The organism is Rhizobium oryzicola (assembly GCF_030504645.1).
GTDB lineage: Bacteria > Pseudomonadota > Alphaproteobacteria > Rhizobiales > Rhizobiaceae > Neorhizobium > Neorhizobium oryzicola.
The window spans coordinates 38,940-54,536 of sequence record NZ_JAUKWQ010000009.1 but is presented as its reverse complement, the minus strand read 5'-3'; the positions used below and the strand labels follow the sequence as shown (position 1 = coordinate 54,536).

Here is a 15,597-nt window from a genome sequence, read left to right as displayed (position 1 = left end):
TTAAGGTTTATAAGCCGCGCCATCGATACGAAGACCGGCCCGGCCGGCGAACGACGGATGGAAGACATGGTACAGAACTGGACCCCGAACAGCTGGAGGCACAAGCCGATCAAGCAGGTTCCGGCCTATCCGGATGATGCAGCTCTGAAGACTGCCGAGCAGCAGCTTGCTACCTATCCGCCGCTCGTTTTTGCCGGTGAAGCTCGCCGTCTCAAGAAGGCGCTCGGCCATGTTGCCGAGGGCAACGGTTTCCTTCTTCAGGGTGGTGATTGCGCCGAAAGCTTTGCCGAGCATGGCGCGGATACGATCCGCGACTTCTTCCGCGCCTTCCTGCAGATGGCCGTTGTCCTGACCTTTGGTGCACAGCAGCCTGTGGTCAAGGTCGGTCGTATCGCTGGCCAGTTCGCCAAGCCGCGTTCCTCTGATATCGAGGCGCAGGACGGCGTGGAACTGCCGAGCTACCGCGGTGACATCATCAACGGTATCGAATTCACGCCGGAAGCCCGCATCCCGAACCCGGAACGCCAGCTGATGGCCTATCGCCAGTCGGCTGCGACGCTGAACCTCCTGCGCGCGTTTGCCATGGGTGGCTACGCCAACCTGGAAAACGTCCACCAGTGGATGCTGGGCTTCGTCAAGGATAGCCCGCAGGCTGAGCGTTACCGCAAGCTGGCGAGCCGCATCTCTGAAACCATGGACTTCATGAAGGCGATCGGCATTACCTCGGAAAACAATCCGAGCCTGCGCGAAACCGATTTCTTCACCAGCCACGAAGCGCTGCTGCTGGGCTATGAGGAAGCGCTGACCCGTGTCGATTCCACCTCTGGTGACTGGTACGCGACGTCCGGCCACATGATTTGGATCGGCGACCGCACGCGTCAGGCCGATCACGCGCATGTCGAATACTGCCGCGGTATCAAGAACCCGCTCGGTCTGAAATGTGGTCCGTCGTTGCAGGCGGATGACCTGTTGAACCTGATCGACATCCTGAACCCGTCCAACGAAGCCGGTCGCCTGACGCTGATCTGCCGCTTCGGCCACGACAAGGTTGCTGACCATCTGCCGCGCTTGATCCGCGCTGTCGAGCGGGAAGGCCGCAAGGTTGTTTGGTCCTGTGACCCGATGCATGGCAACACGATCACGTTGAACAACTACAAGACCCGTCCATTCGAGCGGGTGCTGTCGGAAGTTGAAAGCTTCTTCCAGATCCATCGTGCGGAAGGCTCGCATCCGGGTGGCATCCATATCGAGATGACGGGCAAGGACGTGACGGAATGCACGGGTGGCGCACGCGCCGTCACCGCAGGCGATCTGCAGGACCGCTACCACACCCATTGCGATCCGCGCCTCAATGCCGATCAGGCACTCGAACTGGCCTTCCTGCTGGCCGAGCGCATGAAGAGCGGTCGTGATGAGAAGCGTCTCGTCGTCAACGGCTGATTGGGTCGCGATATAAAATTGGAAAAGGCCGGCGGGGGGAGCGCCGGCCTTTTCTTTTGCTCGCAGGAAGTGCTGAACGTGCGAGCGGGGGGAAGCATGAAGGACGTAAGACCTGAAACTGACCTGATCTCTCTTGCGTCCTTGGATGTATGATGCGCCGTGCTGCTTAACAGCAGCTTTTCGTCGGTAGATGAATTTCCATCTGCAACTTTTCAGTGTCTGCGCTGTCAGGATGGTCTTATTCGGCCTGTCGCATCGGGTCCCGGACTGTTGTCGAACTTTCATCATTACATGCCGTTGCGACGCTCTCGACGGCACGCTACATCAACACCATGACCCAGATGATTTCAGACACTCTTCGCATCGCAATCGCCCAGCTGAACCCCACTGTCGGGGATATTGCCGGCAACCTCGCTCTCGCCCGCCAGGCGCGGAGCCAGGCTGCGGAAAAGGGCGCTGATCTCGTGATCTTCACCGAACTTTTTCTGTCCGGCTATCCGCCGGAGGATCTGGTTCTGAAGCCAGCCTTCTTGCGCGCCTGCTGGAAGGCGCTGGAGACGCTGGCGGTCGAAACGGCGGATGGCGGGCCGGGTGTGGTGATCGGTCTGCCGCGCCAGAGCGAGAAGGGCCGGCATAATTCGGTCGCCCTGCTGGATGGCGGCAAGGTGGTCGCGTTGCGTGACAAGGTCGATCTGCCGAACTATGGCGAGTTCGATGAAAAGCGCGTCTTCGATGAGGGCGAGATCTCGGGACCCTATAATTTCCGGGGCGTGAGAATCGGCATTCCGATCTGCGAAGAGATCTGGAACGATCTCGGTGTCTGCGAAACGCTCGCGGAGGCCGGTGCTGAAATCCTGCTCGTACCGAACGGCTCGCCTTACTATCGCGGCAAGGTGGATGTGCGTCATCAGGTGGCACTCAAGCAGATCATCGAAAGCGGGTTGCCGCTCGTCTATGTCAACCAGCTCGGCGGGCAGGATGAGCTGGTGTTCGATGGCGGCAGCTTTGCCTTCAACGGCGATAAGTCGCTGGCCTTCCAGCTGGCGCAATTCGAGCAGGCGGTGACGATCACCGAGTGGAAGCGTTCTTCCACCGGTTGGCGCTGCACGTCCGGCCCCGTCGAGCCGGTGCCTGATATGGAAGAGGCCGATTACCGCGCCTGCATGCTGGGCTTCCGCGATTACGTCAACAAGAACGGCTTCAAGTCGGTGGTGCTCGGATTGTCTGGTGGCATCGATTCCGCCGTCTGCGCCGCGATTGCCGTCGATGCCCTGGGCGCCGACCGGGTACGCACCGTGATGCTGCCCTATCACTACACCTCAAGCGATTCGCTGAGGGACGCCGCCGAATGCGCTGACGCGCTTGGCTGCCGCTACGAGACGGTGCCGATTGCCGAGCCCGTCGAGGGTTTTCTTTCGGCGCTCGCCGACACGTTCGAAGGAACGGAAGAGGGCATTACGGAAGAGAACCTGCAGAGCCGCACGCGCGGCACGATCCTGATGGCGATCTCCAACAAGTTCGGCGCCATGGTCGTCACGACGGGCAACAAGTCGGAAATGTCGGTGGGCTATGCCACGCTTTACGGCGACATGAACGGCGGCTTCAACCCGATCAAGGACCTCTACAAGATGCAGGTCTATGCGATCGCCCGCTGGCGCAACCACACCGTTCCACGCGGCGCCTACGGACCGGGCGGAGAGGTGATCCCGCAGAACATCATCGACAAGGCGCCCTCCGCCGAGCTTCGTCCCAACCAGACGGACCAGGATTCGCTGCCGCCCTATCCCATGCTGGACGACATCCTGGAATGCCTGGTGGAAGGCGAAATGTCGGTGGAGGATATTGTGGCGCGCGGCCATGATGTGGCTGTGGTGCATCGGATCGAGCACCTGCTTTATCTCGCCGAATACAAGCGCCGCCAGTCGGCACCGGGCGTGAAGATCACGCGGAAGAATTTCGGCCGCGACCGGCGTTATCCGATCACCAACCGGTTCCGGGATCGGTAAGAGCGGGAGGTTTCGACAGAGGGGGGTATGTGATAGCACCTTCATCGCTATCGTTCGGGAGGAAAACATGCGCAGTTCCATCGAGATCTTCGACCTCAACACTCGGACTTCCCGCGTGCTGTGGCAGACGCCGGAGCTGTTTGAAGCCCCCAACTGGTCGCACGATGGTAAATATTTGATGCTGAACAGCGAAGGGCGGATGTATCGTCTGGCCATCGACAATCCCGCCGCGCCGGAGCTGATCGATACCGGCTTCGCCATCCAATGCAACAATGACCACGGCATTTCGCCGGATGGCCAACGCATCGCCATTTCCGACAAATGCGCGTTCGGCAAGTCGGCGATCTACATTCTTCCTGCGACCGGCGGCGTGCCGAAGCTGGTGACGGAAAACCTGCCGTCCTACTGGCATGGCTGGTCGCCGGATGGCGCGCGCTTTGCCTATTGCGGCATTCGTGACAATGTCTTCGACATCTACACCATTGCAACAGACGGCAGCGACGAGCGCCGCCTGACGCATGGGGAGGGCCGCAATGACGGGCCCGATTATTCCCCTGATGGGCGATGGATCTATTTCAATTCCAGCCGCACGGGCCGCATGCAGATCTGGCGCGTACCGGCAGAGGGTGGCGAGGCGGAGCGGATCACGGATAGCGAATTCGGTGACTGGTTTCCGCATCCCTCGCCGGATGGGCGCAAGGTGGTGTTCCTTTCCTATGAAGGTGATGTGTTCGATCATCCGCGCGACCTTGACGTGCGCGTGCGCCTGATGGACCCAGACGGAAGTAACGTCGAGACGCTGTTTGAGCTGTTCGGCGGGCAGGGCACCATGAATTCGCCCAATTGGGCGCCTGATGGTGCGGCCTTCGCCTATGTGCGCTACTTTCCGACAGGATGACCATGTCCACTGATGATGACGGCAAACGCCCATACCAGCCGCAACCGGCCGGCCCTCTCTCTGCGGAGGCGCGTGAGGCCGTCTATCACACGATCCATACGCGTCGGGACGTACGCGACCAGTTTCTACCCACGCCCTTGCCGGACGATCTGGTGCGGCGCCTTCTGGAGGCCGCACATGCCGCGCCTTCCGTCGGCTTCATGCAGCCCTGGAACTTCATCTTGATCCGAGATCCCGAGGTGCGCCAGCGCGCCTGGGAAGCCTTCTCCAGCGCGAATGACGAGGCGGCGGAACTGTTTTCCGATGAGCGGCAAGCGCTCTATCGTTCGCTGAAGCTGGAAGGAATTCGTAAGGCGCCGCTTTCCATCTGCGTCACCTGCGACAAGGATCGGGCAGGGCCGGTGGTTCTGGGCCGTACGCACAATCCGAAGATGGATGTCTATTCGGCGGTCTGCGCCGTGCAGAACCTGTGGCTTGCTGCCCGTGCCGAAGGTGTCGGCATCGGTTGGGTCAGCATTTTCCGCGATGAGGATGTGCGCGACATTCTGGGCATCCCCGATAATATCGAGATCGTTGCCTGGCTTTGCGTCGGCTATGTCGATCAACTCTATCAGGAACCGGAGCTGGCGCTGAAGGGCTGGCGCCAGCGATTGTCTCTGGATGACCTGATCTTCAAAGACGGGTGGGGCCGCAAGGGCGATTAGTCTTTGGGATGCGCCAGATCCAGATTATTGGCATCGGGATAGAATTGCGGTCCGACGCTGCGGATCGGCTTTGACGGGTCCCAGGGTCGATCGGCCGGTGGAGGACCGTAATCCTTTGCCTGCTGGCGCGGCGGTGGACCTTTCGGCTCGATCTTGGTGATGCTGGGTGTGACGATCTGCTTGATGCTGCCGCGATTGGCCTTGGGCTGGATCGGGTCCGGCGCGATCGACACGGTACTGAGGTCAAGCTCCGAGCAGCGCAGTCGCGCCATCTCCGCCCGGATGTCCGCCTCCTCGGGCAACACCTTGCGGACCAGCTGGGAACTATCCTGCTTCTGCGCCTTGATGGCATCGCGGTTCGATTGCATCATGGCGAGCGTATTGGACATCTCGTCGCAAGGGTCCTGCTGATCGTCACCACCGATGTTGATGATGCTGCCATTGCAGTTGTTGCGGCGCATCTCCGCCTGAACCCGGCGGATCTCCGCCTCCTGGCGGCTGAGTGCCTGGGCGTCGCTGCGCACTTGGCCGTTCGTGCCGATGATTTCAGGCGCCTGCGCAATGCGGAAGGCCAGTTCCTGACAGCGCGCGACATTATCGGCTGCGTTGGCGGCAGCCGGCAGGATGGCGATCAGGGGAAGCAGGAGGTTTCTAACCCGCATGACGGTTGGCCTAGCTCATTATCACTCGAAGCGGCATTGTGCCGCTTCGAGATTGACAATGTCATAAGGCGGACGCCGTTCCGCGATTTACAGCGCTTGCGACGAGAAGTCCGCGTGGTTGGCTTCCACGACGGCGAGCGCCGCCATGTTGACCACCCCGCGCGAGGTGACCGAAGTCGACAGGATGTGCGCCGGCTGGGCGGCACCGAGTAGGATCGGGCCGACATGCAGCGCATCCATCATGGTGCGCACGATGCCGAGCGAGATGTTGGCGGCATCGAGGTTCGGGAAGACCAACAGGTTGGCTTCGCCGGACAGGTCGCTATCCGGCATGGCGCGCTTGCGCAACTGCTCGGAAAGCGCAGAGCCCGCCTGCATTTCGCCATCCACTTCGAGATCCGGCGCACGCTCGCGCACGATCTTCAATGCCTCACGCATCTTGGCCGCGCTTTCCGAATTGCGCGAACCGAAGTTCGAGTGGCAGATGAGGGCTGCCTTCGGCGTGATGCCGAAGCGGCGGATTTCCTGTGCCGCCAGGATGGTGATCTCGGCGAGTTCCGCAGCTGTCGGATTGTAGTTGACGAAGGTATCCGTGAAGAAGACCGGGCCCTTTTGGGTGATCAGCAGGCTCAAGCTGGAGAAGGCGCAGACGCCCGGACGCTTGCCGATGATCTGGCCGACGTCCTTGAGGTGACGGTCGAAACGGCCTTCGACGCCGCAGATCAGCGCATCCGCTTCGCCGCGCTTGACGGCCAGCGCACCGATGACGGTGTTGTTGGTGCGCACGATGGTGCGGGCAGCTTCCGGGTTGATGCCGTTGCGGCCAACGAGGGCGAAATAGTCATCGACATAGTCGCGGTAACGCGGATCGTCTTCCGGGTTCACCACCGCGAAATCGACATTCGGGCGAATACGGATGCCGAAGCGCTTGAGGCGCGCCTCGATGACCGAGGGACGGCCGATCAGGATCGGAACGCCGGTCTTTTCCTCCAGCAGAACCTGGGCGGCGCGCAGCACGCGTTCGTCTTCGCCTTCGGCAAAGATCACGCGGTTCTTTTCCGACTGGCGGGCGCTGGTGAAGATCGGCTTCATGACAAAGCCCGAGCGCCAGACGAAGCGGTTCAGCTGGTCGAGATAGGCGTCGAAATCTTCGATCGGGCGGGAGGCAACGCCGCTTTCGGCGGCTGCCTTGGCAACGGCGGGCGCGATGCGCAGGATGAGGCGCGGATCGAACGGCGAGGGGATCAGATAGTTGGGCCCAAAGACCGGCGTTTCATCCGCATAGGCCTTGGCGGCGACGTCGGAGATTTCCTCGCGTGCGAGGCCGGCGATCGCCTTCACGGCCGCCATCTTCATTTCTTCGTTGATGGTGGTTGCGCCGCAATCCAGCGCGCCACGGAAGATGTAGGGGAAGCAGAGAACGTTGTTCACCTGGTTCGGGAAGTCGGAGCGACCGGTGCAGATCATCGCGTCCGGGCGGGCGGCACGCGCCAGTTCCGGCATGATTTCCGGCGTTGGATTGGCCAGCGCCATGATCAGCGGGCGCTCGGCCATCTGCTCCAGAAGTTCCGGCTTCAGAACGCCAGCGGCGGAAAGGCCGAGGAAGACATCCGCACCGCCGATGGATTCGGCGAGTGTCCGCTTGTCGCTCTTCTGGGCGTAGACTTCCTTCCATGGGTCCATCAGAACGTTGCGGCCGTCATAGACAAGGCCTTCGATGTCATGCACCCAGATGTTCTCGCGCTTTGCGCCGAGCGAGACCAGCAGGTTGAGGCAGGCGAGCGCCGCAGCGCCAGCACCTGAGGTAACGATCTTGATCTCGTCGATCTTCTTGCCGGCGAGTTCCAGCCCGTTCAGGATGGCAGCGGCGACGATGATGGCGGTGCCGTGCTGGTCGTCGTGGAAGACCGGGATCTTCATCTTTTCGCGCAGCTGACGCTCCACCTCGAAGCATTCCGGCGCCTTGATGTCTTCCAGGTTGATGCCGCCGAAGGTCGGCTCAAGCGCCGCCACCGTCGAGACCATGCTCTCGACGGTTTCACCTTCGATTTCGATATCGAAAACGTCGATTGCGGCAAACTTCTTGAAGAGGACGGCCTTGCCTTCCATCACGGGCTTGGAGGCCAGAGGCCCGATATTGCCGAGCCCAAGTACGGCAGAGCCGTTGGAGACCACAGCCACGAGATTGCCGCGCGCGGTGTAGTCGGCAGCCGTTTCCGGATTGTCGCGTATGGCGATGCAGGGAGCGGCAACGCCCGGCGAATAGGCCAGTGCCAGGTCGCGCTGGTTGCCGAGGGGCTTGGTGGCCTGGATTTCCAGCTTGCCCGGACGCGGATAACGGTGGAAGAACAGAGCCTGTTCTTCAAGATCCGCCTTCGCAGTGTTTTTGTCCGCAAGAGCTTCGCCCTGGCGCTCCATAGCCTTACTCCTTCAAGTCACTGATCATCCTTCCATACATCAAACGCACTTCAGGAAAAGATGAGAAATCAGTTGGTCGCAATATCCTTTTCGTGAAACCACTGTGACATGCTTGCCATGGCTCACGCCGTGCAGTGCGTCAAAGCAGTGTTGAAGCCGGATATCAAGCCCGCCTGTCATCTTCCTGATAAACGAGTCTGGTTTTCAGGACAAAAGGGGTGACATGGCGAAAGGACGGATATCGTGACCGAGGCAACGGAAACCAAACATTTTCGAACTCTGTTCATTTCCGACATGCATCTCGGATCGAAGGCGGCGCGGACGGATTTCCTACTGGATTTTCTGCGTCACCACGAGGCCGATACAATCTATCTGGTTGGCGATGTCGTGGATGGCTGGCGCCTGAAGCGCAACTGGTACTGGCCGCAGGGATGCAATGACGTGGTGCAGAAGCTGTTGCGCAAGGCGCGCAAGGGCACCCGCATCATCTACATTCCCGGTAATCACGACGAGTTCCTGCGGGCCTTTCCGGGCGTTCACTTCGGCGGCATCGAAGTTGCTGAACGCATGATCCATGAGGCTGCTGACGGAAAGAAATATCTCGTCCTGCACGGCGACGAATTCGATGTCGTGGTGCGCAACATCCGCCTTCTCGCCTATCTCGGCGACTGGGCTTATGACGCGGCGATTGCCATCAACGTCGTTCTGGCTGCCGTGCGCCGCCGGCTGAAGCTGCCCTACTGGTCGTTCTCGGCCTGGGCAAAGCTGCAGGTGAAGCAGGCCGTCAACTTCATCGGCGAGTTCCAGAAGGTGGTGGCAGAGGAAGCGCGCCGCAACCAGGTGGACGGCGTGATCTGCGGCCATATCCACCATGCCGTCATCGAGGATATCGAAGGCATCCGCTACATCAACACGGGCGACTGGGTTGAAAGCTGCACGGCGATCGTCGAGCACATGGACGGCACCTTCGAGCTGATCTGCTGGCAGAGCATCGGTCAGACCGCCGAGGTGATGACTCTGCCTGCCCCTGCAGCCAAGCCGGTGGGTGACATGCAGGCGGCTTGATCCGCAGAGCCTGACGCGCATACACAATCTATGGGCATCATCCCGTCCGCATGGTAGAGGCGTTTCAACGCTCCCAGTGCAGTCGATTCCGTGCCCCAAGATCCCGTCCTCTCGAATGCTCCCCAGCATTTTGCCCTTCGCTGTGCCATCGCCTATGGGGCGGCGCTTGGCGTGAACGGCATTCTCCTGCCTTTCTTTCCGGTCTGGCTGCGCGGGCTGTCCCTCTCCGATTTCGAGATCGGAATCATTCTTTCGCTGCCCATCGTGCTGCGCGTTCTCTCGGCGCCACTTGCCGGCATGCTGGCGGACCGCATGGCGGAGCGGGCGCGTATTCTCATCGGCTGCGCGGTGCTTGCAGTCATCACGGCTGCATCGCTGATCCCTGCCGAGACCTTCTGGTTCGTGCTTATCCTCTTCACCCTGCAGGGCATGGCGTTTGCGCCGTTTACGCCCGTGCTGGAGTCCATCACCGTGACGGGGGTGCGTCGCTGGGGCTATCGCTACGGGACGATCCGCGTCTGGGGCTCGATCGGTTTCGTTGTGATTACGCTCATTGCCGGGCAGGCGGTTTCCCGCTTCGGCGGCACGATCGTGCCGCTGGCCGCCACGCTCGCCTACGGGCTGACGCTGCTGGCCGCCTTCTGCGTGCCAAGGCTTGGACGGGCAGCGCAACGACCTTCCCGGGCAGGCGGCGGCCGGGCACGGGCCTTCCCCAACGATCTTTACCTCCTGATGATCGGCTGTACGGTCGTTCAATCCACCCATGGCATGTATTACGCGTTCTCCGCCATTCATTGGCAGCAATCCGGTTTTTCCGGAAACCAGATCGGAATGCTCTGGTCTGTCGGCGTGCTGGCGGAGATCGCCTTCTTCTTTCTGTCGGGCGCGATCGCTCGACGGCTCAGGCCTGAAACGCTAATTCTTATCGGTTCCTGCGTCGCCATTGGCCGCTGGATCCTGTTTGCGCTACCGCTTGATTTCGGCCCAGCGCTGGCGCTGCAATGCTGCCACGCCTTTTCCTTTGCCTTCCTGCATTTCGGCATGCAGCAGAAGATCGTCGAGACCGTGCATGAGAGTCAGGAGTCGACGGTGCAGGGCACCTTCTTCTTCTACAACGGCGTGTTTCTGGCCGCGTCCACCTTTGCCTCAGGCATTCTTTACAGGGAGCTGGGACAGAATGGATACTTCGTCATGGCGGCCGTTGCCGTGCTCGGCACCGGCCTTTCACTCACGTCGAGGCGGCTTCAGCCCCAAAGGGCCTGACTTGGTGGATAGACGAGCGATCCCTCGTAGCGAAGGCCAGGTTCGCGATCGCGTGCAAGCAGCAGCGGGCCGTCGAGATCGGCATAATCGCATCCGGCAGCCAGAACGACGGCCGGTGCCATCGCAAGCGATGTACCAACCATGCAGCCAACCATGATGACGTAGCCGAGCCGCTGTGCCTCCACCTTCATGTGAAGCGCCTCGGTTAACCCGCCGGTCTTGTCCAGCTTGATGTTGACGGCATCATAGCGATCACGAAGACCTTCGAGATCTGCTGTCGAATGCACGCTTTCGTCGGCACAGACAGGAACGAGGCGCTCAATCCGGCGCAGGATGTCATCCTTGCCTGCCGGCAGCGGCTGTTCGATCAGCCCAACACCTGCTTCCCGCGCGGCGGCCAGATGATAGACTATGTTTTCGTCGGTCCAGCCTTCGTTTGCATCGATGATGATGCGCGCGCCGGGAGCGGCCTGCCGAACGGCCTTCATCCGCTCCACGTCGTCAGCGGTGCCCACCTTCACCTTCAATAAAGGCCTTGCGGCATTGGCGCGGGCCTGTTCCGCCATGACCTGTGGTTCGCCGAGCGAAATGGTATACGCGGTGATCAACGGCGGCTGGGCGGGACGCTCCAGCAGGTCATGGATAGGCTTGTTCGCCTGCTTGCATTCGAGATCCCACAGCGCGCAATCGATGGCATTGCGGGCAGCACCCGCCTTCATGGCATGTTGCAGCTGTCCGCGCGTCAGGCCCTCGTTGATGGGGGCTGCCATGGCATCGATCGCCGCAATCACGCCCTCTATCGTTTCACCATAGCGCGCATAGGGAACGCATTCGCCGTGACCGACCATGCCATCCTCCTCGATGGTGCAGGTGACCACATGCGCTTCGGTGCGCGTGCCGCGCGAGATCGTGAAGCTGCCTGCAATCGGATAACTTTCTTTTGTGGCTTTGAGGTTACGACGCATTGTTTTCCTTGTTCCCCGCGTAGCAATATGTCGGGTGAAGGCTATATTGCGCCTCTCACAGGTACGATCAACAGCGCGTTCGAGCTGCCAAACATGCAAGTTAAGTCGAAGTCGGGCGATGTCATGCCTGCGACAATCGAGAAGGCAGATGAAGCCGGTAGTGCCGAACGCTTTGTTTTGTCAGGTGATTGGCGCAATCGCAGCATTGCGCCCGTACTGCATAAGCTGGCGGAGTTCGAAAAGCAGGGTGCGGGCGGAGAGGTCGAAATAGACGTCTCGCAGGTGCAGCATATCGATACTTCTGGCGCCTGGCTGATTCGCCGTTTGATCACTCAGTGGACTTCGGATGGTCGCTCGGTGCATCTGACCGGTGCCAGCGAAGCGTTGCAGGAACTTCTGGATGTGCTGCCGGAGAAGGTCCCCAAGCCGCCGGCCAATAACAACGACAACCGCACTCTGTTCGAGAGAATTTTCGAGCCGACTGGCCGCGCGATTGTTGATCTCGCCCATGACGCGGTGTTCGGCATGCATATCCTGGGATCAGCTGTTCGCGGTACGCAGCTGAAGCTTGGTCGCGGTGCGGGTGTATCGCCGGCCTCCGTTGTCAGCCAGATCGACCGAATGGGCGTGCGGGCCGTTCCGATCATTACTTTGATGTCGTTTCTGATCGGGGCGATCATTGCCCAGCAGGGCGCATTCCAGCTGCGCTATTTTGGTGCCGAGCTTTTCGTGGTGGATCTGGTCGGAATTCTGCAGCTTCGTGAAATCGGCGTGCTGCTGACGGCGATCATGATTGCCGGTCGTTCCGGCAGTGCCATTACCGCTGAAATCGGTTCCATGAAGATGCGCGAGGAGATCGACGCACTGAACGTCATCGGCCTCAATCCGATTGGTGTTCTTGTCTTCCCCCGGCTGGTGGCGCTTTCGGTGGCGCTCCCGCTGTTGACGATCGTCGCCAACTTTGCCGCACTGTTCGGCGCCTCCATCATCGCCTTCGTCTATTCCGGCATCACCTTCGATACCTTTCTGTCGCGACTGCACGAAGCGGTGGAGTATTCCTCCGTGGCATCTGGTATGATCAAGGCGCCCTTCATGGCTCTGGCGATCGGCATCGTGTCGGCTGTCGAAGGCATGAAGGTGGGCGGCAGCGCCGAATCTCTCGGCCAGCACGTGACAGCCGCCGTGGTGAAATCCATTTTCGTGGTCATCCTCATGGATGCCCTTTTTGCCATTTTCTATTCCTCAATCGATTTTTAGGACAAGCATGGCCCTTCAGGAAGACCAGACCCAGTCGCGTGCGCATCCGGAGGATGACAAGGTCATTCTGTCCGTGCGTGACCTGACGGTTGCGTTTGGCGAAAAGAAGGTTCTCGACAGCCTGGATCTCGATATCTATCGCGGCGAAATTCTTGGCTTCGTCGGGGCGTCTGGTACTGGCAAGTCCGTGCTGATGCGCACCGTGTTGCGGCTTTTGCCGCATAGCTCGGGGTCGATCCGCATTCTCGGCGTCGATTACGAGCATGCCGATGAACAGCAACGTATGCAACTCGACATGCAGCTTGGCGTTCTCTTCCAGCACGGTGCCCTGTTCTCCGCGCTGACGGTGAAGGAGAACATCCAGCTGCCCATGCGGGAATATCTCGACCTGCCGCAGTCTCTGATGGATGAGCTGGCCTATCTCAAGATCGAGATGGTGGGGCTGGCGCCTGATGCGGCGGACAAATATCCGTCCGAACTGTCGGGCGGCATGATCAAGCGCGCGGCGCTTGCGCGGGCACTGGCGCTCGATCCGGCGCTTGTCTTCCTCGATGAGCCGACGTCCGGTCTCGACCCGATCGGTGCCGCCGAATTCGACCAGCTGATCGCCAAGCTGCGCGACACGCTGGGTCTCACCGTCTATATGGTGACGCACGATCTCGACAGTCTGTTTTCCGTCTGCGACCGAATCGCCGTATTGGGACAAAAACGCGTTCTCGTCGAAGGGACGCTGGATGATATGCTCGCCTGTGATGACCCTTGGGTTAAATCCTATTTCCGCGGAAAGCGTGCCCGGTCTGTCGTGACCGAGGACGACCATCATAACGGCGCCGGGCCAGGAAAGTAAAAGCCATGGAAACCAAAGCCAACTACGCCATTGTCGGCTTTTTCACGCTTCTCGTCGTGGCGGCGGCTTTTGCCTTCGTCTACTGGATGGCGGAGTTCGGGCGAAGCGGCCCCATGGGTGAGCTCGCCATTCGTATTCCCGGTTCCGCCAATGGCCTTTCCGTCGGTTCCGCTGTGCGGTTCAACGGCATAGCGGTCGGCACCGTCCGCAGCCTGAAGATCGATCCGGATGATCCGCGCTACTCGATTGCCTTTACCGAAGTGCAGATGAGCGCGCCGGTTTACTCCTCCACCAAGGCCGTTCTTGAAGTGCAGGGCCTGACCGGTGCCGCCTATATCGAGCTTTCCGGTGGTCGGGTGGGTGATGACAATATTTTGCAGAAGGCGCAGGAGACGGGCCGACCTGCGGTGCTTCTGGCCGACCAATCGAGCGTGACCAACCTGCTTGCCACCGCCGACAAGATCCTTCAGCGGGCCGATGATGCCATCACCCAGATCCAGGGCTTTGTCACCGATGCGCGCGGTCCCCTGACGCGCACCATCGAGCATGCGGAAGCCTTCAGTGGCGCGCTGGCTGCCAATTCCGGCGCGATCGATGACTTCCTGAAATCACTGACGACGCTCTCCGGCACCTTCAACAAGGTCTCCGATCGGCTCGATTCCACGCTGGCTGCGGCTGAAGGTCTGGTGAAGGCGATCGATGCCGACAAGATCAATCACGTCGTCGGAAATGCCGAAAAGATCACTGCGGACATCGCCAAATCCACCGACCAGATCGGTGATATCATGGCGCAGGTGAAGCAGGCCGCAGCCGGCTTCAACCAAGCCGGTGTCGAGGCGCAATCGGTTCTGAAGCGCGCCGATACGCTGCTGGCGGCTGTTGACGCCAACAACGTCAAGAGCGCCGTCAATGACATCACTGCCGCCTCTGCCGATGCGCGCAACGCCATTTCTTCTGCCCGCAGCGTTGTGGACAGCGTGGCCGATCGACGCGGGGAGATCAATCAGGCGATCAAGGACTTTACCGAACTGGCGCAGAAGCTGAATACAGCCTCCACCCGTGTGGATGGCATTCTGGCCAAGGTGGATGGAATGGTGAGCGGCAACGACAGCCAGGGCCTGATGGCGGAAGCGCAGAAGACGCTTCAATCCATTCGCGCCACCGCCGACAATCTGAACGCCAAGATCGGACCGATTGCCGACAATCTGGCCCGTTTCTCCGGCACCGGACTGCGCGATGTGCAGTCGCTTGTCACCGATACGAGGCGTGCGGTGCAAAGCCTGAATGAGACGATTACCAATTTCGACCAGAACCCGCAGCGTTTGATCTTTGGCGGGGAAACGGTCAAGGAATATGATGGCAGGACGCGGCGTTGATGAAGCGAGCCAGTGGGGACGGAATGATCGACAGGCAGGGTAACAACGGGCGCGGTCTGCGATACCTCGCCTTCATGGTGCTGCCGGTCGCGGCAGCGCTTTTGAGCGGCTGCGGCAGCAAGGCGAACAATGATACTTTCGATCTGTCGCTGACGCCGCGTGCTGACGGGCCGACGGTCAAGAACCGCCAGATCCTGGTGCCGGAGCCGACGGCGCTGAAATCGCTGGATAGCGAGCAAGTCGTTGTGCGCGTCTCGCCATCCGAGATTCAGTATCTCTCCAATTCGCAATGGGGTGACCGCCTGCCGCGCATGGTGCAGTCGAAGCTGGTTCAGGCATTCGAGAACACCGGTAAGCTCGGCGGCGTCGGCAAGCCCGGGCAGGGGCTGGCGATCGATTATCAGGTTGTGGCCGATATTCGCGCCTTTGAAATCGATGCCCGCAGCCCCAAGTCGGCGCGGGTCGAGATTTCCGTCAAGATCCTCAATGATCGCAATGGCTCCGTGAAGGCGCAGAACGTGTTCAAGGCGCAGGTGCCGGTTTCCGGCGACGACAATGCCAAGTTTATCGCAGCGATCAACAATGCCTTTGCGCAGGTGGGCGCCCAGATCGTGGACTGGACGCTGCGCTCGCTGTGAGCTTCCGAGGCGAGGGTGGTTAGCACTCTCGCCGTTCGATATTCTTATGAAAGCGCCG

General features: G+C 60.5%; 13 protein-coding genes. 10 read left to right on the top strand and 3 right to left on the bottom strand.

Annotation, left to right across the window (positions count from 1 at the left end; genetic code table 11):
• Positions 1 to 66: 66 nt before the first annotated feature.
• The 4 genes from Q2T52_RS20975 to bluB all read left to right on the top strand — a co-directional run bounded on the left by Q2T52_RS20975 (position 67) and on the right by bluB (position 5,048).
• Positions 67 to 1,440, top strand: coding sequence for a class II 3-deoxy-7-phosphoheptulonate synthase (locus Q2T52_RS20975; protein WP_302078811.1), 1,374 nt, complete (start codon positions 67 to 69; stop codon positions 1,438 to 1,440).
• A 332-nt stretch (positions 1,441 to 1,772) separates the two neighbouring features.
• Positions 1,773 to 3,446 carry an NAD+ synthase gene (locus tag Q2T52_RS20970; protein ID WP_302078810.1) on the top strand — a complete coding sequence of 558 codons (1,674 nt, stop codon included), beginning with the start codon at positions 1,773 to 1,775 and terminating at the stop codon, positions 3,444 to 3,446.
• Positions 3,447 to 3,513: 67 nt separating this feature from the next.
• Entirely contained in the window at positions 3,514 to 4,344 is an 831-nt protein-coding gene (locus Q2T52_RS20965) for a TolB family protein (protein ID WP_302078809.1), read from the top strand.
• A gap of 2 nt (positions 4,345 to 4,346) precedes the next feature.
• Positions 4,347 to 5,048: a 5,6-dimethylbenzimidazole synthase gene (bluB, locus tag Q2T52_RS20960; protein ID WP_302078808.1), complete on the top strand. Its 702-nt coding sequence runs from the start codon at positions 4,347 to 4,349 to the stop codon at positions 5,046 to 5,048.
• On the opposite strand, the gene Q2T52_RS20955 is transcribed toward bluB, so the two are convergent.
• Positions 5,045 to 5,710 (bottom strand): hypothetical protein, encoded by a 666-nt coding sequence (locus tag Q2T52_RS20955; protein WP_302078807.1) that lies wholly within the window; start codon positions 5,708 to 5,710, stop codon positions 5,045 to 5,047. The genes bluB and Q2T52_RS20955 overlap by 4 nt on opposite strands.
• A gap of 87 nt (positions 5,711 to 5,797) precedes the next feature.
• Positions 5,798 to 8,128, bottom strand: coding sequence for an NADP-dependent malic enzyme (locus Q2T52_RS20950; RefSeq protein WP_302078806.1), 2,331 nt, complete (start codon positions 8,126 to 8,128; stop codon positions 5,798 to 5,800).
• A gap of 243 nt (positions 8,129 to 8,371) precedes the next feature.
• Between Q2T52_RS20950 and Q2T52_RS20945 the strand changes: the two genes are divergently transcribed.
• On the top strand, positions 8,372 to 9,193 hold the full coding sequence (locus Q2T52_RS20945) for a UDP-2,3-diacylglucosamine diphosphatase (protein WP_302078805.1): 822 nt from the start codon (positions 8,372 to 8,374) through the stop codon (positions 9,191 to 9,193).
• A 90-nt stretch (positions 9,194 to 9,283) separates the two neighbouring features.
• Entirely contained in the window at positions 9,284 to 10,456 is a 1,173-nt protein-coding gene (locus Q2T52_RS20940) for an MFS transporter (RefSeq protein ID WP_302078804.1), read from the top strand.
• Here the strand turns inward: Q2T52_RS20940 and dgcA are convergent.
• Complete coding sequence (gene dgcA, locus Q2T52_RS20935; protein WP_302078803.1) at positions 10,438 to 11,421, bottom strand: N-acetyl-D-Glu racemase DgcA; 984 nt, start codon at positions 11,419 to 11,421, stop codon at positions 10,438 to 10,440. The genes Q2T52_RS20940 and dgcA overlap by 19 nt on opposite strands.
• A 93-nt stretch (positions 11,422 to 11,514) precedes the next feature.
• Between dgcA and Q2T52_RS20930 the strand changes: the two genes are divergently transcribed.
• The 4 genes from Q2T52_RS20930 to Q2T52_RS20915 all read left to right on the top strand — a co-directional run bounded on the left by Q2T52_RS20930 (position 11,515) and on the right by Q2T52_RS20915 (position 15,539).
• The gene (locus Q2T52_RS20930; RefSeq protein ID WP_436799568.1) at positions 11,515 to 12,678 is read left to right on the top strand and encodes an ABC transporter permease; all 1,164 of its coding nucleotides are present in this window, start codon (positions 11,515 to 11,517) and stop codon (positions 12,676 to 12,678) included.
• A 7-nt stretch (positions 12,679 to 12,685) separates the two neighbouring features.
• Positions 12,686 to 13,525 carry an ABC transporter ATP-binding protein gene (locus tag Q2T52_RS20925; protein ID WP_302078802.1) on the top strand — a complete coding sequence of 280 codons (840 nt, stop codon included), beginning with the start codon at positions 12,686 to 12,688 and terminating at the stop codon, positions 13,523 to 13,525.
• Positions 13,526 to 13,530: 5 nt separating this feature from the next.
• Positions 13,531 to 14,901, top strand: a complete 1,371-nt coding sequence (locus tag Q2T52_RS20920) for an MlaD family protein (RefSeq protein WP_302078801.1) — start codon at positions 13,531 to 13,533, stop codon at positions 14,899 to 14,901.
• A gap of 74 nt (positions 14,902 to 14,975) precedes the next feature.
• On the top strand, positions 14,976 to 15,539 hold the full coding sequence (locus Q2T52_RS20915; RefSeq protein ID WP_302078930.1) for an ABC-type transport auxiliary lipoprotein family protein: 564 nt from the start codon (positions 14,976 to 14,978) through the stop codon (positions 15,537 to 15,539).
• Positions 15,540 to 15,597 lie beyond the last annotated feature (58 nt).